The organism is Streptomyces sp. NPDC051677, from assembly GCF_044453465.1.
Taxonomy (GTDB): domain Bacteria; phylum Actinomycetota; class Actinomycetes; order Streptomycetales; family Streptomycetaceae; genus Streptomyces.
The window spans coordinates 24,050-44,504 of the sequence record NZ_JBITCT010000032.1 but is presented as its reverse complement, the minus strand read 5'-3'; the positions used below and the strand labels follow the sequence as shown (position 1 = coordinate 44,504).

16 protein-coding genes and 1 pseudogene are annotated in these 20,455 nt (G+C 71.8%); 6 read left to right on the top strand and 11 right to left on the bottom strand.

Annotated elements, in window-relative coordinates; all coding sequences use genetic code 11:
* Window positions 1-85: 85 nt before the first annotated feature.
* The 3 genes from ACIBAF_RS31410 to ACIBAF_RS31400 form a co-directional block, all read right to left on the bottom strand.
* Entirely contained in the window at window positions 86-1,657 is a 1,572-nt protein-coding gene (locus ACIBAF_RS31410) for an oleate hydratase (RefSeq protein WP_399467553.1), read from the bottom strand.
* A gap of 170 nt (window positions 1,658-1,827) precedes the next feature.
* Window positions 1,828-2,226, bottom strand: a complete 399-nt coding sequence (locus ACIBAF_RS31405; protein ID WP_399467552.1) for a hypothetical protein — start codon at window positions 2,224-2,226, stop codon at window positions 1,828-1,830.
* Window positions 2,227-2,267: 41 nt separating this feature from the next.
* Window positions 2,268-3,479, bottom strand: a complete 1,212-nt coding sequence (locus ACIBAF_RS31400) for a globin domain-containing protein (RefSeq protein ID WP_399467551.1) — start codon at window positions 3,477-3,479, stop codon at window positions 2,268-2,270.
* A gap of 599 nt (window positions 3,480-4,078) precedes the next feature.
* Here ACIBAF_RS31400 and ACIBAF_RS31395 point away from each other — a divergent pair.
* Entirely contained in the window at window positions 4,079-5,797 is a 1,719-nt protein-coding gene (locus tag ACIBAF_RS31395) for a GAF domain-containing protein (RefSeq protein WP_399467550.1), read from the top strand.
* Between the two features lie 39 nt (window positions 5,798-5,836).
* On the opposite strand, the gene ACIBAF_RS31390 is transcribed toward ACIBAF_RS31395, so the two are convergent.
* Together ACIBAF_RS31390 and ACIBAF_RS31385 are read right to left on the bottom strand one after the other, a co-directional pair.
* A complete protein-coding gene (locus tag ACIBAF_RS31390; protein WP_399467548.1) occupies window positions 5,837-6,334 on the bottom strand; it encodes an FMN-binding protein in 498 nt (165 codons plus the stop codon).
* Between the two features lie 7 nt (window positions 6,335-6,341).
* On the bottom strand, window positions 6,342-7,694 hold the full coding sequence (locus ACIBAF_RS31385; protein WP_399467547.1) for a ferric reductase-like transmembrane domain-containing protein: 1,353 nt from the start codon (window positions 7,692-7,694) through the stop codon (window positions 6,342-6,344).
* Window positions 7,695-7,935: 241 nt separating this feature from the next.
* On the opposite strand from ACIBAF_RS31385, the gene ACIBAF_RS31380 reads away from it, so the two are divergent.
* From ACIBAF_RS31380 to ACIBAF_RS31370, 3 genes and pseudogenes are all read left to right on the top strand, one after another.
* Window positions 7,936-8,685 carry a response regulator transcription factor gene (locus tag ACIBAF_RS31380; RefSeq protein ID WP_399467546.1) on the top strand — a complete coding sequence of 250 codons (750 nt, stop codon included), beginning with the start codon at window positions 7,936-7,938 and terminating at the stop codon, window positions 8,683-8,685.
* 56 nt (window positions 8,686-8,741) lie between these two features.
* Window positions 8,742-10,253, top strand: coding sequence for a sensor histidine kinase (locus ACIBAF_RS31375; RefSeq protein ID WP_399467643.1), 1,512 nt, complete (start codon window positions 8,742-8,744; stop codon window positions 10,251-10,253).
* Window positions 10,254-10,481: pseudogene (locus ACIBAF_RS31370) on the top strand (NAD(P)H-binding protein); the annotation flags it as partial.
* A 99-nt stretch (window positions 10,482-10,580) separates the two neighbouring features.
* Here the strand turns inward: ACIBAF_RS31370 and ACIBAF_RS31365 are convergent.
* Window positions 10,581-11,582, bottom strand: a complete 1,002-nt coding sequence (locus ACIBAF_RS31365; RefSeq protein ID WP_399467545.1) for an Acg family FMN-binding oxidoreductase — start codon at window positions 11,580-11,582, stop codon at window positions 10,581-10,583.
* 203 nt (window positions 11,583-11,785) lie between these two features.
* The gene (locus tag ACIBAF_RS31360) at window positions 11,786-12,070 is read right to left on the bottom strand and encodes an SHOCT domain-containing protein (RefSeq protein ID WP_399467642.1); all 285 of its coding nucleotides are present in this window, start codon (window positions 12,068-12,070) and stop codon (window positions 11,786-11,788) included.
* A gap of 362 nt (window positions 12,071-12,432) precedes the next feature.
* Between ACIBAF_RS31360 and ACIBAF_RS31355 the strand changes: the two genes are divergently transcribed.
* A complete protein-coding gene (locus ACIBAF_RS31355) occupies window positions 12,433-13,665 on the top strand; it encodes a PP2C family protein-serine/threonine phosphatase (protein ID WP_399467544.1) in 1,233 nt (410 codons plus the stop codon).
* Between the two features lie 34 nt (window positions 13,666-13,699).
* Here the strand turns inward: ACIBAF_RS31355 and ACIBAF_RS31350 are convergent, their stop codons facing one another.
* From ACIBAF_RS31350 to ACIBAF_RS31335, 4 genes are read right to left on the bottom strand one after another with little or no spacing between them, the layout of a single operon-like run.
* Window positions 13,700-14,611 (bottom strand): YceI family protein, encoded by a 912-nt coding sequence (locus ACIBAF_RS31350; protein WP_399467543.1) that lies wholly within the window; start codon window positions 14,609-14,611, stop codon window positions 13,700-13,702.
* A gap of 54 nt (window positions 14,612-14,665) precedes the next feature.
* Window positions 14,666-15,745, bottom strand: a complete 1,080-nt coding sequence (locus tag ACIBAF_RS31345) for a maleylacetate reductase (protein ID WP_399467542.1) — start codon at window positions 15,743-15,745, stop codon at window positions 14,666-14,668.
* Window positions 15,746-15,755: 10 nt separating this feature from the next.
* Complete coding sequence (locus ACIBAF_RS31340; RefSeq protein WP_399467541.1) at window positions 15,756-16,625, bottom strand: dioxygenase; 870 nt, start codon at window positions 16,623-16,625, stop codon at window positions 15,756-15,758.
* 18 nt (window positions 16,626-16,643) lie between these two features.
* Complete coding sequence (locus ACIBAF_RS31335) at window positions 16,644-18,401, bottom strand: FAD-dependent oxidoreductase (protein WP_399467540.1); 1,758 nt, start codon at window positions 18,399-18,401, stop codon at window positions 16,644-16,646.
* 162 nt (window positions 18,402-18,563) lie between these two features.
* Between ACIBAF_RS31335 and ACIBAF_RS31330 the strand changes: the two genes are divergently transcribed.
* Window positions 18,564-20,357, top strand: coding sequence for a helix-turn-helix domain-containing protein (locus ACIBAF_RS31330; RefSeq protein ID WP_399467539.1), 1,794 nt, complete (start codon window positions 18,564-18,566; stop codon window positions 20,355-20,357).
* The last annotated feature ends 98 nt before the right edge of the window (window positions 20,358-20,455 follow it).

Genomic DNA, 20,455 nt, shown 5'->3' with positions numbered 1-20,455 from the left:
CCACTCTCCCTCGGGCCACAGCGTTCCCGCTGGTTCCGAAGGTCCCTGACGAGGGGGTCGGATGTCCCTCCCCCCCTCGGGCGGGCTACCGGCGATGCATGGTCTCCAGCGCGGCGGCCAGCACGTGGGGATCGTGGTGGCCCTTGTAGACCTCCGGCGGGTGCCTGTCCAGCTTCAGAAGCTGTGCCACCGCGGTCCAGGCCGTGCGCACGGAGTACTCGACGGTGAAGACGACGTCGTCCGGTACCTCCGCGAACTGTCCGACGAAGGCGAGGTTGACCGATCCCTTCGGGACCACCTCGGGCCGGTCGTCGCGGCGACGAGCCAGGAACTGGCTGGTGATGTACGGCATCACGCAGGGCACGACGGTGGAGGTCTCCAGGACCTGGGCCGTCGTCCGCTCGTCGAAGGGGAGGTGGTGCAGGACCTCTTCGAGGATCTCCCGGCCGGAGCACATCGTCATCGGCTTGGGTGTGTGGTTGCCCGCACGGTCGGGGAACAGACCGTAGCCCCACCAGACGCCGACGTTCTCGGGCTGGTCCCGGTAGACGGGCTGGCGGTTGGCGACGATGGTGAGCAGCCACGGGGAGCCGGTCAGGGTCATGAGGCCGCCCTTGCCGGCCGGACGTCCGCTGAACTCCTCGAGGGCCCTGAGGAAGGCGGGGTCCTTCGAGGTGACCGTGAACGACTCCCAGCGGGACTCCTTGCGGTGTTTGTCGAAGGCGGCCGGGTTGCCGAAGCCCTCGCGTCCGCGGGCGAGCCGGTGCCACAGCAGCCAGGCGTCCGAGCGGTGTGGGGCCGGCGGAGGCGCGGCGGTGTGGGAGCCGAGGCTGGACGCGTCCGTCATGGAGCCGTTGGTGACGATGACCAGGTCTTCGGGCGCGACGGGGACCTTCTCGGCGTGGCCGTTCCGGCTCAGGTGGAGGGTGTCGACCGTGCCGCTGCGGACGCCCGGGGTGAAGCCGAGGTCGGTGACTCGGCAGCCCGTGTGAAGGGTGACGCCGCGCTCACGGAGCCAGGCCGTCAGGGGCCGAACGATGGAGTCGTACTGGTTGTAGCGGGTGCGGTGGATGCCTGACATGGTGGCGAAGCCGGGGAAGAGATGGATGAAGCGCTTCAGGTAGCGACGGAACTCGATCGCGCTGTGCCAGGGCTGGAAGGCGAACGTGGTGCACCACATGAACCAGAAGTTGGTGGTGAAGAAGTGCTCGCCGAAGCAGTCGGTGATCCGTTTACCGTCCAGGCGCCCCTCGGGGGTGGCCAGGCAGCGGACCAGTTCCAGCCGGTCGCGCTCGGAGAATCCCATCGAGGTGGTGTCGATGATCTTGCCGTTCCCGTCGACGAGCCGGGCGATGTCGTCCCAGGCGAAGTCCTCGTGTCCGGCCAGGATCTCCTCGGTCACGGAGACGGCGGGGTCGTCGAGGGTGGGGATCGCGGACAGCAGGTCGTAGGTGCAGCGGAACTCGGCCTCGAACATCCGCCCGCCACGCATGCTGTAACCGGTGTCCGGCGTGCCGCCCGCGTCCAGGCTGCCGCCGATGGTCCGGCCTTCCTCGAACAGGTGGATGTCGGATCCCTCGAAGCCGCCGTCGCGGATCAGGAACGCGGCCGCGGCCAGTGCCGCTATGCCGCTGCCCACCAGATATGCCTTCGCCATCACGCAACTCCTCGTTCCAGCCGGTCGATCGGGAACCGGGGGTGTCCCACGGTTTCCGATCGGCAGGACTCTCGTCAGTGGGCCGATGGTCACCAGACAGGTCCGGACGGCCCTCGAAGGGGGTGGCCCGGTCGGCGCACGTCACCGACCGGGCCGCTGTCCGGCGGGGTTCACGCCGCGCCCGGGTCCTCCGCGGCCGGGGGCAGGTTTCCGCCGCGCCACGGCGGGGCCGTCGTGCGATGTCCGTCGTCCCAGGCCTGGGCGGCCTTGTCCGTCTGGCGCCGCAGCCGGTCCTGGAGCCGGTCGACGAGCGCCGTGCCGGTGGCCTCCTCGGCCGTCACGACCACCTGGCGTCCGCCGACGCGCAGATCGGCCGTGGCCGACCATGGGCGGTCGACGTGGTGTGCGGCCGCCCGCACGACGCGCACCTCGCCGGAGACGGCGGGCAGGCCGGTCCGGCCCACCACGGCGTCGATCTTCGTACGGGCGTATGCCAGGGTCTCCTCGTCCACCGCGCCGTCGGAGCGCAGCCGAACCGTGGGTTTCGCCTGGGTGTCGTCGCTGTTCATCAGGGGTTCCTCCGTGGGGATGTCAGGACGTTCGACGTGGCTCAGACCGCGGTGCCGGGCAGCAACAGGTCGGGGCCGAAGACCTCGTAGCGGATGCGCCGCGCGGGGACCCCGGCGCTCAGCAGCCTGCCGCGCACGTCCCGCATGAAGGGCAGCGGCCCGCAGAGGAACACGGAGGCGCCGTCCGGGAGTTCGACGCCGCTTGGGTCCATCAGGCCGGTGCGGGCGTCGGGTTCCTGCGTTCCCGGGTGCTCGTACCAGAAGACGGCGCGGGCGCCCGGCAGTTGAGCGACCAGGTGGTGTGTCTCGGCGCGCAGGGCGTGGTCGGCGGGGGAGCGGTCGGCGTGCAGGACCAGTACCTGGCGGGTCGAGCCGAGGGCCGCGAGGTGGGCCAGTATGCCCGTCATGGGGGTGCAGCCGATGCCCGCCGACACGAGTACGAGCGGGGCGGCGTCGGCCCCGTCGTCGAGGAAGACGTCGCCGAACGGCGCGGACAGCAGCAGTTCGTCCCCCTCGCGGACGGTGTCGTGCAGCAGGGTGGAGACCTCGCCGTCCGGGCCGTCGGCGTCGCCCGTGACCCGCTTCACGGTGATCCGCCGCAGCTCTCCGCCCGGGGCCGAGGACAGGCTGTACTGGCGCAGTTGGTGCATTCCGTCGGCCATGGCCACGCGGACGCTCACGTACTGGCCCGCCCGGGCCCGCGGCGCGGGTTCGCCGTCGGCGGGGCGGAGCAGGAAGGAGACCACGTCGGCGGTCTCGGTACGGCGTTCGACGACCGTCCAGGGCCGCCAGATCCCGCCGGGCTGAACTCCCGCGTCCTGGTAGAGGAGGGCCTCGCGGCTGATCAGCGCACCGGCCATCAGCCAGTAGACCTCGTCCCAGGCAGCGGCCACCTCGGGGGTGACCGCGTCGCCGAGGACCTCGGCGATCGCGCCGAACAGGTACTTGTGCACGATCGTGTACTGGTCGTCGGTGACGCCGACGGCGGCGTGCTTGTGGGCGATCCGGGACAGCAGAGCGTCCGGCCGCGCTTCGGGATGCTCCAGCAGCGCGCCGGCGAATCCGGCGATCGACGCCGCCAGAGCCTGGCGTTGGGCGCCGCTGGCCTGGTTGCCGCGGTTGAACATCCCGTCGAGCAGCTCCGGCCGGTCGTGGAACATCGTGGCGTAGAAGCGGGCGGTGATCTCGTCGAGCGCTCCGGCCACGGCGGGCAGGGTGGCCCGGACCAGGGCGGCGGATTCTGCGGACAGCATGGAATCTCCCGGAAGGGGTGGATGAAGGGAAGGGGCGCCGCGTCGCCTCGGGCGGTGGCGTCTTCTGTGTAGCAGGCGCGGGTCCGCATTCCGGCGCCGTTCGGGGCCTACGGGTCGAAGCAGGGCCGAAGGGCCCCATCACTCGGGCGCATCGGCCCCGTGGGATCTGCTCCATATGGGCCGGACGGCCGTGCGGCGATGGCCGGGTGCCCCCTGTGCACCGCTGTCGCCGGCACGTGGTCGGAGCGGCGGCGGTGCGTGGACACCGTGCCCGGCCGTCCGTGGCCCGGGTCGCCTGGCGGCGGATCGGATCGGTCCCGGAGATCACTCCCACGGCCTTGTCGTCGTGATCCACGACGGACAGTCCGCTGATCACCGGTCTCCTCCGTCGGTCTGCGGGCTGGGTGCAGCTCCAGCGTCGGACCGCGGGAACGGGAGGGGGCAGGGGCTGTCGGTCCTTTCCGCGGGGCTGATCGGCCCAGGCGGGAAGCGCCGGGCACTCGGCCCGAGTCGCTACCGCGCGCTCCGGCCGAGCATTAACGTGGCACATGATCGGACCGGTGGGCGTCCGAGCGTTGAGGGGACCTGGAGGAGTACCGGTGGGAAGCCCCGAGGAGGCCCGCGTACGGCTGCCTCAGCTACGACTGGACGAGCTGCTGGAGGAGTTGCAGGCGCGGCTGGACGCGGCCCGCGGCACCCGGGACCGAGTGCACAGCCTGCTGGAGGCGGTGCTCGCGGTCGGCCGGGAGCTGGACCTGGAACAGGCCCTTCGCAGCATCGTGGAGGCGGCCGCGGCGCTCGTCGACGCGGAGTACGCGGCGCTCGGTGTGATCGGTCCTGACGGCAAGCGGCTGTCCGCGTTCCACACGGTCGGGGTCAGCGAGGAGCAGATCGCCCGGATCGGACCGTATCCGGAGGGCCACGGCATTCTGGGGGAGCTGATCAGGCACCCGGAGCCGCTGCGGCTGGCGAAGATCTCCGATCATCCGGCCTCGTACGGCTTCCCGGCCCACCACCCGCCGATGAACACCTTCCTCGGCGTCCCGATCCGGGTGCGCGACCAGGTCTTCGGCAACCTGTACCTGACCGAGAAACGGGGCGGCGCCCAGTTCGACGAGGAGGACGTCTCGGTCACGCTGACACTGGCCGTGGCGGCCGGCGTCGCGATCGACAACGCCCGGCTGTACGCCGAGTCCCGGCAGCGCGAGCGCTGGCTGCGAGCGAACGCGGAGATCACCCACAGCCTCATGTCCGGCGGTGCGCGCACCGATGTCCTCGGACTGATCGCCGAGCGAGCCGGCGAGATCACTCAGTCGGCCCTGGCCGCGGTCGCGCTGCCCATGGAGGACACCGGGGCGCTCGCTGTGGAGATCGCCGTCGGGATGGACGCCGAGGCGCACCGAGGGCTCGTACTGTCCATGGACAAGAGCCTGATGGGACTGGCCTTCGCCGGCGCGGCTCCGGTCACCAGCGCCGACGTCGGCCACGACGAACGGATCTCCCTCGAGCCTCCCCGGTTCGGTGGACTCGGTCCCGCCGTGGCCGTGCCCATCGGCACGGACGGGGCGGGCCCACGAGGCGTGGTGCTGCTGGCGCGAGAGGCCGGTGGGCCGGCGTTCTCGGCTACGGAGACCGAGACGTTGCAGGCCTTCGCCGCGCAGGCCGCCGTCGCGATGGAGCTGGCGGAACGCCGCGAGGACGCCGAGCAGATCGCGGTGCTGGAGGACCGCGACCGGATCGCCCGCGACCTGCACGACCTGGCGATCCAGCGGCTGTTCGCCACCGGCATGACCCTGCAGAGCGCCGGCCGTTTCATCGAGCACGAAGGGGCTTCCGAGCGCGTGGCGCGCGCGGTGGACGACCTCGACGAGACCATCAAGATCATCAGGTCGACGATCTTCGGCCTGCGCACCCGTGACGGCGCAGGGGAGGCCGGTCTGCGGGCCCGCGCCGTCCGGGTCGTGGGGGAGGCGGCGCCGGTCCTGGGCTTCGCCCCGAGTGTGCGGATGGAAGGCCTGCTGGACACCGACGTCCCGAAGCAGACCGCCGACCACGTGGTGGCCGTGCTCTCCGAGGCCCTGACGAACATCGCCCGGCACGCCCGAGCGAGCCGCGCCGAGGTGGTCCTGGCCACGGACGGCCGGGAGGTACGGCTGGCCGTCTCCGACAACGGCGTGGGCATCCCGGCCGACGGCCGCCGCAGCGGGCTGCGCAACATGGCAGAGCGGGCCGAGCAACTGGGCGGCCGACTGGAGCTCGGGAAACCCGAGGACGGCGGCACCACGCTGATGTGGCGGGTGCCGTTGCGGAAGGCGTAGGACGTGACCGCACGGTCAGCCGGATTTCTCGGGCAGGGGTCAGCGGCTTGCCGAGTCCAGGGCCGACTGGAGCGACTGCCGGTAGCCGTCACTGGTGTATGTGGCCCCGGAGACGGTGTCGATGTCGGCGCTCTGCGCCGTGAGTGCCTCGCTGGTCAGCTGCGGGATGGCGTAGCTGTTGATCTGCTGGTCCCGTGGGTTCTCCTGGGGGTAGGCGACCGCGGTGACGTCGGTGAGCTTGCCGTCCTTGAGCGTGACACGGACCTGGACGGGGCCCCAGCGGGTCTGGACGGAGTCCCCGGTGAGGGTCTGGGTTCCCGTGGCGGCGGATCCGCTCGACCCGTCCGTCCCGCCGGATCCGGTCGTCCCGCTCGGTGTGCTGGCGTTGCCGGAGGGCGCGGGGGAGGACGCCGCCCCGGTGACGGCCGGCGTCGGCGTGTGCGGTTTGAGCGACAGCAGCAGCACCATCCCGGAGACGGTGGCGGCGCCGGCCAGCACGACGCGGCGCAGCGGACGGTTCTTCCTCAACGTGTGCAAGACGGCCTCACAGCTCGAAGGACTCGTGGTGGATGCGGTGGTCGGGGACCCCGGCGGCGCGCAGTGCCCGGTACAGGTCCTGCGCGAACCCGTGGGGGCCGCACAGATACACGTCGTGGATGTCGAGGTCGGGCACGGCCTCCCGCAGAGCAGCGGCCGTGAGGTCGGGGCGTCGGCCGTGCGGGCCGTTGAGCGCGTAGAGCACCTTCGCCCCACGCCACTGTGCGACGGCCTCCAGTTCTCCGCCCAGGGCGAGGTCCTCGGCCGTGCGGGCGCGGTAGAGGAGGGTGACGTCGCCGGGCAGCGTCTCGAACAGGGCTCGCAGCGGTGTGACGCCGACACCGCCCGCGATCAGCAGGGACTTGTGCGAGCTGCGCCGGTCCGCGGTCAGCGCCCCGTACGGTCCCTCCGCCCATACACGGGTGCCGGGCCGCAGCAGGCCGACGGCGGCGCTGTGGTCGCCGAGCGCCTTGACGGTGATGCGCAGCAGGTCCGGGCGCGGCGGAGCCGACAGGGAGTACGGCGTGGAGGTCCAGCGCATGCCCTCGGTGAGGAACCGCCAGCGAAGGAACTGCCCCGGCCGCGCGCCCATCTCGTCCAGCCGTCGGCCGCGGACGACGACGGAGTACACGCCCGGCGCCTCCCGGTGCACGGAGTCCACCCGCAGCCGGTGCCGCAGGTTCAGCCGGACCGGGGCGAGGATCCGGAACCACACCACCAGGGCCGCGACGCCCAGATACAGCACGTACCAGGCGGCCTGGGCCGGACGGCTGCCCACGAAGTCGGACCCCAGGGCGAGCTGGTGGCCGAAGGCGAGGAAGACCGCCGCGTACGTGAGCAGGTGCACGTAGTACCAGAACTCGTGGCTGATCCGGCGGCGTACCGCGCGGGCCGAGACGATCCCGACCGCGAACAGGACGACGGTCCCGGCCGTGGCCTTGAGCATCTCCGGGTAGTCCAGGACCACGGTGAGCGCCTCGTGCGCGATCGAGGAGCCGTCCTGGGCGGAGTACCCGAGGAGTATCAGCACGACGTGCGCCACCAGCAGACAGATCGTGTAGCGGCCCGCCATCGCGTGCCAGCGCGTCACCCGGTCCGTCCCGATCCGCCGCTCGAGGAGCGGCACGCGGGCCATCAGACCGACGAGGACGGCGCAGGCGTACCCGCCGAGCAGTCCAGCGATCCGCCCGGCCCCCGTCAGCCATCCCGCGGCGCCGACGACCGACCCCGTGTCGTACCACCACAGGGCGACCACGGCAGCGGCCCCGCCCCACAGCACGGCGAGCACGGGGCCCACGGGGGAACGCCCGGGCGCAGGAGGCGCGGGGGCGACCCTGGGTTGTGAGTACACCGTCGTCATCCGTGTGTCCCTTCGGCTGTCCGTACGCCGCTTCGGCCGTCCGGAAGGACAACTGTGCCGACCCAACCTCTGAGCCGGCTCTCAGCGCCGCGGCGGCCGAAGCGGCCCCGCCGCAGGTCAGAGGCCCGCCCGGGTGATCGGCGCCGACCGGCCGCACGGCGGACCCAGAGCGGACTCAGAGCGAACTCAGAGGTTGAGAAGGCAGCTCCGGACGCGGCGACCCCGCATCCTGGTACCTGAGATGAACACTCCCCGCCCCCGCGGCTCCGCCCGCCCCGCACTGACCCGGACCGACGGCACCCCGCTCAGGGTCCTCGTCGTCGACGACGACCCCGACCTCACCGAGGTCCTCTCCGGCGCCCTGCGCTACGACGGCTGGGAGGTACGCACGGCGGGCGACGGCGTCTCCGCCGTCACCGAGGCACGCGAACTGCTGCCCGACGCCATCGTCCTCGACGTCATGCTCCCGGACACCGACGGCTTCGCCGTGCTGCGCTCGCTGCGTGCCGTACGCCCCGACGTGTGTGTGCTCTTCCTGACCGCACGGGACGCGGTCGAGGACCGTATCGCCGGCATCACGGCGGGCGGCGACGACTACGTGACGAAACCCTTCAGCCTGGAGGAGGTCGTCGCCCGCCTGCGCGGACTGCTGCGCCGGGCCGGCATGGCCCGCCAGCCGGCGGACGGGCCACGGCTGACCGTCGGCGACCTGGTCATGGACGAGGAAGCCCGCGAGGTCACCCGCGGTGGCGAACTCGTCGAACTGTCCCCGACGGAGTTCGAACTGCTGCGTTTTCTCATGCGCAACCCGCGACGCGTCCTGAGCAAGGCGCAGATCCTCGACCGGGTGTGGTCCTACGACTTCGGCGGGCAGGCCCATGTCGTCGAGCTGTACATCTCCTACCTGCGCAAGAAGGTGGACGCGGGCCGCCCGCCCATGATCCACACGGTGCGGGGCGCCGGATACGTGCTCAAGCCGGTGACCCGGTGAGGCCGCTGAGGCAGCGGCTCGCGCGCCATCCGCTCCGACGCGGGCTGCGGCGGGCGCTGTCGCTCTTCCCCCGGCCGCACACGCTGCGGGCGCGGCTCACCGCCGGCCTCGTCGTACTGCTGGCGGTCAGCTGTGCCGCCGTCGGAGTGGCGGCGGTGCTGGAACTGAACGGCTTTCTCACCGGCCGTCTCGACCAGCAGCTGCGCGAGACGGGCGTACGGTTCCCGGCGAGCCTGGAGCACGGCGGAACCCGGCCCTCGGACCTCCCCCAGTCTCGAAAGGACTCGACCGGGGGGACCCCCATCGGCGACGAGAACGGCGACGGTGACACCCGCCGTCAGACCGTCGGCACCTTCGGAGCCCGGCTCGTCGGCGACACGGTCACCAACGCCGCGGTGGTGGGCTCCAGCACGGGCGCGGGCGCCCAGACCGTTCCGCTCGGAGCGGGGGACAGGCGAACGCTCGCCTCGGTGCCGGCCGACGGCCGGGGCCACACGATCGACCTGTCCGCGCTGGACGACTACCGCGTGATGGCGGTCCAGGGCAGGGACGGCGACGTCCTGATCACCGGGCTGCCCACGGAACCCGTCGAGGCCACCGTCCACCGGCTGGAACTGGTTGCCGCGGTCGTCTTCGGCGCCGCGCTCGCCGCGGCCGGCTTCGCCGGAGCGCTGTGGGTTCGCTGGTCGCTACGACCGCTCAGCAGAGTGGCCGCGACCGCCACGAAAGTCAGCCAACTACCGCTGTCCAGCGGTGAGGTGGAACTCTGGCCACGCGCCCCCGAGGCGGACCCGCGCAGTGAGGTCGGACGGGTCGCCGACGCCTTCAACACGATGCTGGGCCACGTCGAGGATGCGCTGGCCAAACGGCACGCGAGCGAAGAACGACTGCGCAGCTTCGCCGCCGATGCCAGCCATGAGCTGCGTACGCCCGTGGCGTCGGTCCGGGGCCACGCGGAACTGGCGCTGCTGCACCCCGGCCCGGTGCCGCCGAAGGTGGCGCGGGCCCTGGAACGCATCGAGGCCGAAGCGTCCCGCATGGGCGAGATGGTCGACGACCTGCTGCTCCTGGCCCGCCTCGACGCGGGCCGCCCCCTGGATCGCCTGCCCGTCGACCTGACCCGTCTGGTCCTGGACGCCGTGACGGACGCGCAGGCCGCGGGCCCCGGGCACCGCTGGACGCTGGAACTGTCCGAGGAACCGGTGACGGTGCCGGGCGACGCTCACCGGCTCCATCAGGTGCTGGCCAACCTTTTGGCCAACGCCCGACTGCACACCCCCGTCGGAAGCACGATCACCATCTCGCTGGAGAGGTCGGACGGCATGGCCGTGCTCAAGGTCCACGACGACGGCCCCGGCGTCGCCGCGGACGTCCAGCCCAGGGTCTTCGAGCGCTTCAGTCACGGGGACCGCCGTCGTACGGACGGCGTGGAGAGCGGCACCGGAACCGGCCTCGGCCTGTCCATCGTGGCGGCGGTGGCAGAGGCCCACGGCGGCAGCGTCACCCTGGACAGCGGCCCTGGCTCGACCACCTTCGCCGTACGGCTCCCCACCGGCAGGAACATCTAGGCGAACAAGGAAGCCTCCGAGCAGGCGATCCGCTCCAGCGGCCTGGACTGGACGCTGGTCTACCCGACCTTGCTGACCAAGGGCCCCGCCAAGGGCGCCTACCGCGCCGGCGACCGGCTCCCGATGAAGGGCAACCCGAAGATCAGTCGCGCGGACGTCGCCGCCTTCATGCACAAGGCGGCCCACAGCCCCGAGTGGACCCACCGCGACGCCGTCATCACCGACTGACCTCGTCCATCGCGTCGAGCCGGGTCTCAAGGCCGACTTTCAGGTGATGACAAGTCTGCCCCGGCCCACCTTCGACGCCGAAGCGAGTTGTATCCGAGCTCAGGCGATCTCGAGTACCGCATCCACGGGGCGGCGCGGTGTGCCGGGGCCCGCGAGGCCGTATCCGAGCCGGAGCACCATCTGGACGAATCCCATCGCCGACTGCGGGTCGCGCACGATCCATCGGAGTTCTGGCCATTCGAGGGCCTGGGAGGTGAGGGACGTGGCCAGCCCGTCGAGGGTGGCCTGGAGCAGGACGCGTTCCATGGCCTGGCCCGCCAGGAGCCAGTCCCTGGGCCGGTCGCTCGTGGTGCCCAGTATGGCGAGCTGAGGCGCGTTCTCGAACGCGGCGGCCGCACGGCCCGGAACGACGCCCCTGCCGGCGAAGTCACGCACGGGCGCTCTGCCGTAGAGCCTGCGAGGGCCGAAGGCGTACTCCGGCACCCCGTCCCTCGCCGCTTCCGCAGCCTCCGGGCCCACCCGGGTCCAGTGCCTCAGCTCCTCGGACGCCGCGGCATCCATGGCATCGCGCCCCTCGGCGTCGTGCACGAGGTCCAGGAGTGTGTGCACATGCCATGCGTCGGGGAAGAGCAGCCGCGCACCCTCCAGCAGCGCGGCGGCGCTCAGTGCATCCTTGATGGCCTGGGGTATCGCCTCGTCGGTGAAGGGCTGACGGCTGGTGTGGCGGTGGCTGATCGCCGGATACAGCGGGGCGAGATCCTCCGCGACGCCATTCGCCGCGAGCGCCGGGCTGGTCAACCGCACCACCGCGAGCAGGCGCGGGTCCGCGGGGTCAGGCAGCAGCTCGGTGGCTGTTGCCCAGCCGGCGTGGGCGATGGCGACACGCAGGTTGAACAGGGCGGCGGCGCAACCCAGGTGAAGACCCCGGGTGGTGGGGTCTGCCCGCGGCATGGCCCGCTCGAGATCCGAGTACACCTCGAACGCGCTGTCTGCGCGCAGGAACCGGAATCTCCACGGCTGCGCGTTGTGCATGGACGGAGCCGCCGCGGCGTCTTCGACCAACGCTGTCACGGTTGCGGTCTCGAGTGCGCTCACAGACACCGGACCTGCCTCCCTTCAAGGCCACCGGCCATTCACGGAAGGGCGCTATCCGTCTCCTCCACTATTCCACGGCGGTCCTGGGCGCGTGCGGTGGCGGCTGTGGGACCACAAGCGCGACCGGAAACGCGACCGGAAACGCGACCGGAAACGTGGAGTGGACGGCGCAAGGCCCCCGCGAGCCTGGCACGGTGCGGATTTCCTGATCATCTCTTGCTGGGCTGGGGGCCGTCTCCGCTACGCAGGACGGTCAGCCTGCGGCGGTACTCGTCCTCCTCGATCTCTCCGCGGGCGAACCGTTCGGCGAGGACCTGCTCGGCGACGGGCCCGCGCTGTTCGGGACCAGTCGTCGCCCGGGGCTCGGCCGACCCCGACAAAGCTCGGAACAGCAGGACGCCGAGGGCGACGAGGAGGGCCCAGAAGGAGACCATGCCGACCGACATGGCGACCCAGCCCCATCCACTTGGATCGTGGCCGTACCAGAACATCATCGTCACCCACTTCCTCACGGGGCACCGGGCGCAGGTCTCACACACGGTGTTCCGGTGCGCCACTTCCACCGTCATCCAGGTCCACTCGTCCGTCCTGGGCCGAAGGGCCCAGACCTGGCGGGACATTGGTCCCTGACTCTGCGGGACCGGACCGGACAGCGCAGGGGAAGGCCGTCATCGGGTGTCCACCCTTTACTGGCTGCCGGCTGGGGCACCGCCTATCCCCCGGGGGGCGCCGCCCCGTCGCAAGGGGGCCGCACAGGTGACTGTCATGGGCCGGAAGGGGCAGTGCCGGGCGCGGTGGGGCTTTCACTCCTATGGTGGGACAGCACAGTGACGGGCGGCACCGAGGCGGGCAGCACATGAGGAAACCGCGGATCGACTACGCGGCGGTGTTCCGGGCCCTCCCCGGCATGGTGGCTCTGCTGACCCCCGACCTGGTGTACGCCGACGCCAACGAGGACTTCCTCCGGCTGGCCGGGCGCACCCGCGAGCAGCTACTGGGCCGGTACATCTTCGACGTCTTCCCCGAGAACCCCAACGACGCGGCCGCGGCCGGCATGCGCGAGACCGAGGCGTCGATGTTGCGTGTGGTGGCCACCGGAGAGCGCGACACCATGGCATTGCTGCGCTACGACATCGAGGACCACGCGCGGCCCGGCCACTGGGTGGAGCACTTCTGGAGCCCGGTCAACGCCCCCGTGCTGGGCCCGGACGGGGAGGTGGTGCTGATCGTGCACCGGGTGGAGGAGGTCACCGAGCTCATCCGCGCCCGCGGCGGCACAGGCAGCGACAGCAGCCGGGCCCGCGTGCTCGAGGCCGAGCTGTACACCCGCGCCCGTGAACTACAGGACGTGAACGAGCGTCTGCGCCTGGCCCATGCGCATGACCGCGAGGTCGCCCTGGCCCTGCAGGCGGCCATGCTGCCCGCCCCCACGCCGGTCGGACACCACCGGGCAGCCGTCCGCTACCGGCCCGCCGTCGGCACCCTCAACGTGTGCGGCGACTGGTACGACCTGGTCGACCTGCCCGGCGACCGCATCGCGGTCGCCGTCGGCGACGTCGTCGGCCACGGCCTGCAGGCGGCCGGTGTCATGGGGCAGCTGCGCAGCGCGCTCAGCGCGGCCGCCCGGGTCGCCGACGGCCCCGCCCGCGCCGTGGAGGCCCTCGGACTGTATGCCCGCCACGTCGACGGCGCCGAGTCGAGCACCGTGGTGAAGACCTTCATCGACTGGGCCACCCACATCATCACGTACAGCAGCGCGGGCCACCCGCCACCCGCCCTGCTCGACCCGGAGGGCACGGTGACCTTTCTCGACCAGGCGACCGACCCGCCGCTCGGCGCGCGCCCCGACCACGTCCCGCGGCCGGAGGCCAGTGTGGCCTTCGTCGAGGGCGCCACCCTGGTCCTGTACACGGACGGCCTGATCGAGCGTCGCCATGAGGACATCGACGTCGGTCTGGCCCGCCTCGCCGACTCCCTCGTCCGCCACGGGCAGTCCGACCCCGAGGCTCTGGCCGACGCCCTGCTGGCCGATCTGCTTCCCTCCACCGAAACCACCGACGACACCGCGCTGGTGGTCATCCGCCTGTGACCCTCCTCGTCCGCGGCTCGGCCGTCGGCGGCCCCTACTCCGGCGGAGTCGGTGTGTCGTGTGTGCGGTACATCGCCTGGACGTCCAGTTCCAGCTGGACCGTCGGGCCGACCACCGCGATGCCGCGCGCCAGCATCGAGCGCCAGTTGAGGGTGTAGTCCTCGCGGTGCAGCTCCGCCTTGGCCAGGGCGGCGCAGCGCAGTTCCTCGCCGTAGCCGCCGTTGACCATGCCCAGATAGGTCGTGTCCAGCGACATCGACCGGCTCACGCCGTGCATGGTCAGCGTGCCCAGGAGGGACCACTTGCTGCCGCCCCGGTAGGCGAAGCGGGTGCTGCGGAAGTCGATGTACGGGAAGTTGTCGACGTCGAGGAAGTCGGCGGAACGCAGGTGTGTGTCCCGGGTGTTGTTGCCCGTGGTGATGCTCGACGCGTCGATGCGCACATGGACCCGGGAGTCGGCCACGTCCCGCATGACCTGGATGCCGCCCTCGAAGCGTTCGAAGCGGCCGTGCACATGGGCCATGCCGACGTGCTTGGCGATGAAGCGGATCGCCGTGTGCGGCGGGTCGAAGAGCCAGGTGCCGGGGACCGGGAGTTCGGCCTGGCGGCCCGGCTGCAGCCACACGCGCTGCGGAGACAGGCCTGCTTCGGCGACCACCTCGACGGTCTCACTGTGCGGCTCCAGCCCCTCGGCCGTGATCAGCAGCCGGTAGCCGCCCGGCGGCAGGACGGCCAGGAACCAGCCGTACGGGTCCGTGGTGCCGCGTGCCGAGACCTGGTGGCTGCGGAGTTCCGTCACCGTCACCTCCGCCGCGCCGAGGGGCTGGTTCACCGGATCCAGGACCTCCCGGACGACGATGCCCGCGCCGGTCGGGATGGGCAGCGTGGATCCCGTGGCGCCTCCGGGGGCACTCTTGAGTCGCCGCCGGAGCAGTCCGAGGGGCATGGGGGTTCACCTTTCGGGTTCATCGGGCTTCGTCGGTTTAATCGGTTTCATCGGTCAGAGCTTTGTCTGTGGCCGGTCGCCCTCGTACGCAGCTCGCAGGATGTCGAGGACGCCCGCCACGGTGACCGGCCGCGGGTTGGGGTACGCCTGGCCGGCCGCCGCGTGCGCCGCCACCGTCAGGTCGGCCTCGTTCAGGCCGAGTCGGGCCAGGGAGCGGGGCGCGCCGAGGCGGTCGGAGAGGTGCCACAGGGCGTGCGGCGCGTCGTCGGTGTCCAGGGCGCGGCCGAGCGCCGTCATGGCCTCGGGTGCGGCGGGCGCGTTGTGGGCGAGGACGTACGGCAGGACCACGGTGTGGGTCTCGGCGTGCGGCAGGCCGAAGGCGCCGCCGAGAACGTGACACACCTTGTGGTGCAGGCCCATGGTGGTCGTGCCGAGGACGGCGCCGCAGAGCCAGGCCCCGTAGAGGGCGCTGCCGCGAGCGTCCAGGTCGGCGGGGTCGGCCGCCACTCGGGGCAGGGCGCCCGTCATGGCTCGTACGCCCTCCTCGGCCATCAGTGACACCAGCGGTGAGGCGTCCGGCGCGTACAGGGCCTCGGCCGCGTGCGCCACCGCGTTGATTCCGCTGGTCACCGAGAGGGGCACCGGGAGCGACAGGGTGAGCTCGGGGTCGTAGACGACGCTGCGGGGCAGGACCGACGGGTCGCGGCCGGTGCGCTTGGCGCCGTGTTCCGTGAGACCCCAGACAGGAGTCATCTCGGAGCCGGAGTACGTCGACGGCACGGCGATCAGCGGCAGGCCGGTGCGCAGCGCGATCATTTTGCCGAGGCCGATGGCGGAGCCGCCGCCGACGGCCACGCAGCCGTCGGCGCCGGCCTCGCGCGCCACCGCCACGGCCCGGTCGGCGACCTCCGCGGGCACGTGCATCCGGGCCTCGGCGTGCAGCCCGGCGCAGGCTGCGCCCAGGGCGTCCGCGACGGTCCGGGCGGTCTGCGCGCCCCGTGGGCCGCTGACCACCAACAGCCGTCGCAACCCGAGCCGTTCGGCCTCCTGCGGGGTCGCGGTGACCGAGGCGCCGGGCCGCAGGACGACCCGCATGGGCTGGGCCTCGTACGCGAAGCCGGTGAACCCTCTCATGAGAACCCCCTCATGACCGGGTTCGGTTGAGCACGAGGTCGAAGCGGGCGTGCCGGAACGGGTTCGGGATGCCGAACTCCCGTGCCAGGGAAGGGTCGTCGGTCTCGGTGAAGTCCTGGACGAGGCTCTCCTTGACCGCGAACACGGCGTCCGAGTCGAGGTGGTCGCCGCCGGCCACGAAGATGTGCGTGGTGACCGGTGTGTGCCCGTCGGCGGAGGCGATGAAGTGGATGTGGGCCGGACGGTAGGGGTGCCGTCCGGTGGCCTTGAGCAGGCCGCCCACCGGGCCGTCCGTGGGGATCGGGTACGGGCTCGGCACACAGGTGCGGAACCAGAAGCGGCCCTCGTCGTCCGCCGTGAACAGTCCGCGCCCGTTGCCCGCCGGTTGGACGTCGGGCTGCTGGACGTCGTAGTAGCCCTCGGGGTTCGCCTGCCAGACGTCGAGGACCGCGCCGGGCAACGGGGCGCCGTCCTGCGACAGCACCCGCCCGCTGACCACGCACGGCTCACCGCCGCCGACCAGGTCGATGTCGGCGCCGAGGTCGCGGACCGGGGACTCGGTCATGTGGAAGGGGCCGAGCACGGTCGACTCGGTGGCGTCCCCGCCTCCGTCGCCGTTGATCGTCTCGACGAGCATGGAGACGCCGAGCACGTCCGACAGGAGGACGAACTCCTGCCGGGTGGCGGTGCACGTCTGACCGGTCGCCGTCAGGAAGCCGATGGCCCGCTCCCACTCCGTCATGGTCGGCTCGGTCTCGCGGACGAAGGCGTGCAGATGGCGGGTGAGGGCGGCGAGCAGCTCGCGCAGCCGGGGGTCGGACGTGCCCTCGAAGCTGTCGACGACCGCCTCGGTGAGACGGGTGGTGAATTCAGTGCTCATGTGTGGGAGTCCTTCCGGTCAGCCATGCCCGAGGATCCGCCGCACCGCACCGGTCAGCAACCGCTCGGCGTCCTCGCCGGACGCGGCCGCCGTCGCGTGCCGGAAGGCGACGTACCCGTCCGGCCGTACGAGGAGGGCTCCGCCGTCGGCCACCCCGCTCAGCCGTGCCCAGTCGCCGTACGGGTCGTCGTACTCCTGGCCGGGGCCGATGACGACGGCGGCGATCTCCAGGTCCTGGGCGCGGGCCGCCCGCAGCCAGTCCGCGCCGCCGATGCCGGTGATCAGGGTGAAACGGCCCCGCCCGACGGTGTCGAGGGTGGACAGGGTACGGGCGCCGGCGGTGAGCCAGGCGTGCGGGAGCTTGGCGCCGGGTCGGGAGGACGGCTGGTGGTACAGCTCGGGGTCGCGGTCGAAACCGGGGTCGGGCGTGCCGTCGGGGATGATCGCGGCGGAGGCGTAGCGCTGGTTGAGGTCGACACCGTGGGCGTTGAACTCGTACGCCTTGTACGCGATCGCCTCGCGCAGCGCGGCCCGCTGCTTCTGAGCCGCCTCGGTGTCGTCCTTGCGGGCGGCGATGTTGGCCCACAGCTGTTCGGGGGTCTGCGGGGAGAGGCCGTCGAGCGCTTCGAAGATCGGGGCGGTCTCACCGATGGACTTGTTGGCGCGGGTGACGATCTGCCTGCCGACCGGGGCTCGTTCGGCGGTGTAGGAGTCCAGCAGCTTCGGGGACGCGGTGCCGTCGAGGACGAGCCTGAGCTTCCACGCCAGGTTGTAGGAGTCCTGGATGGAGGTGTTGGAGCCGAGGCCGTTGGACGGCGGGTGGCGGTGCGTGGCGTCCCCGGCGCAGAAGACGCGGCCGTTGGAGTACGTCTCGGCGTACATCTCGTTGACGGTCCAGGCCGAGGACGACTTGACGGTCACCGGGATCTCGTCGTCGCCGACCAGCTTGCGGACGACCGACTCGGCGTACTCGGTGGTCAGGTCGGGGGCGCCGGCGGTGACGTCGTACCCCCAGACGATCATCCACTCGTTCCAGGGCCGGACGCAACGCACCAGGCCCGCGCCGATGCCGCCGACGGTCGCGCCCGGGGCGAGCACCCAGTACAGGGTGGACGGCCGGTGGGCGGTGTACTTCGACAGGTCTGCGTCGAAGACGATGTTGATGCTGCCGGCCATCCCCATCTGGCCGCCCATCGGCAGCCCGGCGTCCTCGGCGACCTGCGAGCGGCCGCCGTCGGCGCCGATCAGGTACTTGGCCCGGATCGTGTACTCGTCGCCGCGCAGCCGGTCCTGGACGGTGACCGTCACGCCGTCGGCGTCCTGGACGAAGGACTTGTAGACCGTGCTGAAGCGCAGCTGTGTGCCCCGCGCGACCGCCGCGTCGACGAGCACCGGCTCCATGAGGTGCTGGGGCATGTCGCACATGCGGGTGGGGCTGGCGAGTTCGTGCGCGGCCTGGACGAGCGGGTCGTTGCCCCAGGAGCGGACCCGGCCGAGTTCCTCGCCGGCGAGGCTGGTGCAGAAGGTCGTGTCGCCCATCAGCTGCTGTGGCGTGGCCTTCGCGACGACCTCCTGCTCCACGCCGAGGTCGCGCAGCACCTCCATGGTGCGCTGGTTGGTGATGTGCGCCCGCGGCGTGTCGGCGAGGCTCGCGTAGCGGGTGACGACGATGTTGGGTACGCCGTAGGTGCTCAGGGCGAGCGCGGCGGAGGCGCCCGCGGGGCCACTGCCCACGATCAGTACGTCGGTCACGACATCGGGCTCGACGGTGTGCACGGGGAACGCTCCAGGGAATGAGGACAGGCGCCGACTGTTCAAGATCATGTGGGTGGGCGCGGGAGCGTGGGTGTCTCAATTGGAGACAGTGGGTCGTGGCACAGCACACGGAGGCCCATGGTTGTTGCGTATTCAACCGATCCGGGTAGGGTGTGCCGTGCCGTGACCACCGCAGAGCACCCCTCCGCCCGCCCTCCGCTCGCCGCGCTGCGCAGCGCCCGCGAGCTGTTCCTGCAGGGACGGCGACTGCCGGACGGGATACCGGAAGAAGTGGTCGCCGGATGGAAGCGCGCCCGGTTCTTCGGTGTGCGGTACGACGTGCGGGGCCCCGCGCCGGACGCCCCTCGGTCTTCCGTGCGGTCGGCCGAATCCCCGTTGTTGACCGCGGCCCGGCCCGCACTCGAACGGATCGCCCCGGCTCTGGACGCCGGCCAGGGCGCGCTCCTGCTCACCGACGAGCGGCTGCGGGTCCTGTGGATCACCGGATGCGCGCCGGACGGCCCCCGCACCGACCTCTCCGAGCAACTGGTCGGTCACAACAGCGCCGCCCTGGCCCGGCGCACCGGCCGCCGCGCCGAGGCGCACGGCCCCGAGCACTTCCTCGACTCGTGGCAGGACCTCTCGGCGGTCAGCGTGCCGATACGGGCGCCGGAGACCGGCCGGACGCTGGGCACGGTGACCGTGACCTCCCGGCTGTGCGCCGAGTGCTCACCGCATCCGGGCGCCCCGCTCGCCGAGGCTGTGGCGAGCGCCGTCGAAGCGGAACTCCTCGCACGGTCACAGGCGGCGGAACGGATCCTGCTGGACGCGTATCTGCGGGCGGTGGGGGAGCGAGAGGGCGCGGTCGTCGCCTTCGACGGACGCAACCGGCTCGTCAGCGAGGCGGCGGGGCGACTGCTGTCACCGGAGGGACTGGAGGCGCTGGAGCGGAGCGCGCTCGCCCTGCTCCGGGGCTCGGCCGGGAACGGCTCGCACACGGCGTCCGACCCTGTCGACGGGCCCGAAGCGCCGGTCGACCCGGCGTCAGGTGCCAGGTACCCCATCCCGCTTGCGCCCGGCACGGGTTGTACCGCGACCGTCACCCCTGTGTCCCGTCAGGAGTCGGTGATCGGTGTGGTCGCCGTGCTGGAGCAGGTGCGACACACGGCCGTGCCGCCGACCGTGCGGGTGAGTGCGGGGCCGGCCGGTCGGTCGGTGCCCTGGCGCCATGCCGTCCGCCGTGCGAGGGAGTTGACCAGTCTGCGCGGGCCCCTGCTCCTCGTCGGGGAGCGCGGCACCGGGAAGACCTCGCTGGCACGGGAACTGATGGCGGGCTCCCTGGTCGTGGACGCGGCGAAAGGTGAACTCCCCGCGGACTTCGCCGCGTTGATCAACGGTGATCGACTCCTCGTCCGCCATGTCGAGCGTCTCGCGCAGGCCGGCACCGCAGCCCTCAACTCGCTGCTCGCCTCGCATCCAGACGTACCTCTGCTCGTCACCTACACCCCCGGAACGCCGCCGGGCCCCTGTCTCCAACGGCTCCTGGACACCCTGGCAGCGCGCTCGGTCACCCTCCCCGCGCTTCGCGAGCGGCGCGAGGACATCAGGGAGCTGCTCACGGCCCTGGCGCCCAGGCCCTCCGCCGGACAGCCCCCACTCACCTGGACGCTGGACGCCCTGCGCGCTCTGGAGCAGTACCCATGGCCGGGCAACGTCACCGAACTCGCGCACCTGGTGCGGGCGTTGGCCGAACAACGGCGCACGACAGGACCCGTCCGGCGCGCCGAGCTCCCGGACCCCGTACGTGAGGGACCCGCGTCTCGGCCTCTCAGCCCGATGGAGCAAGCCGAGCGCGCCGCCATCGTGGAGGCCCTGCACCGCCACGGCGGCAACAAGGCCCGCACGGCGGCGGCCCTCGGCATCGCCCGCGCCACGCTGTACCGGAAGCTGCAGGGATACCAGCTCGATCGGAACTGACGGCGTCCCTGCGGATGCCGAAAGATCCGAGGGGTCCCGGCGGGTCGAATGAATCGTTCATCCGTCACGATGTTGACTTTCGGCTCGGTGAGCCAGAG

Excerpts from the sequence above, each read along its gene's own strand:
- ACIBAF_RS31350 (WP_399467543.1), bottom strand. The coding sequence starts at position 14,611 with ATGCCCCTCGGACTGCTCCGGCGGCGACTCAAGAGTGCCCCCGGAGGC.
- ACIBAF_RS31345 (WP_399467542.1), bottom strand. The coding sequence starts at position 15,745 with ATGAGAGGGTTCACCGGCTTCGCGTACGAGGCCCAGCCCATGCGGGTC.
- ACIBAF_RS31380 (WP_399467546.1), top strand. The coding sequence starts at position 7,936 with ATGAACACTCCCCGCCCCCGCGGCTCCGCCCGCCCCGCACTGACCCGG.
- ACIBAF_RS31385 (WP_399467547.1), bottom strand. The coding sequence starts at position 7,694 with ATGACGACGGTGTACTCACAACCCAGGGTCGCCCCCGCGCCTCCTGCG.
- ACIBAF_RS31410 (WP_399467553.1), bottom strand. The coding sequence starts at position 1,657 with ATGGCGAAGGCATATCTGGTGGGCAGCGGCATAGCGGCACTGGCCGCG.
- ACIBAF_RS31360 (WP_399467642.1), bottom strand. The coding sequence starts at position 12,070 with ATGATGTTCTGGTACGGCCACGATCCAAGTGGATGGGGCTGGGTCGCC.
- ACIBAF_RS31340 (WP_399467541.1), bottom strand. The coding sequence starts at position 16,625 with ATGAGCACTGAATTCACCACCCGTCTCACCGAGGCGGTCGTCGACAGC.
- ACIBAF_RS31405 (WP_399467552.1), bottom strand. The coding sequence starts at position 2,226 with ATGAACAGCGACGACACCCAGGCGAAACCCACGGTTCGGCTGCGCTCC.
- ACIBAF_RS31400 (WP_399467551.1), bottom strand. The coding sequence starts at position 3,479 with ATGCTGTCCGCAGAATCCGCCGCCCTGGTCCGGGCCACCCTGCCCGCC.
- ACIBAF_RS31355 (WP_399467544.1), top strand. The coding sequence starts at position 12,433 with ATGAGGAAACCGCGGATCGACTACGCGGCGGTGTTCCGGGCCCTCCCC.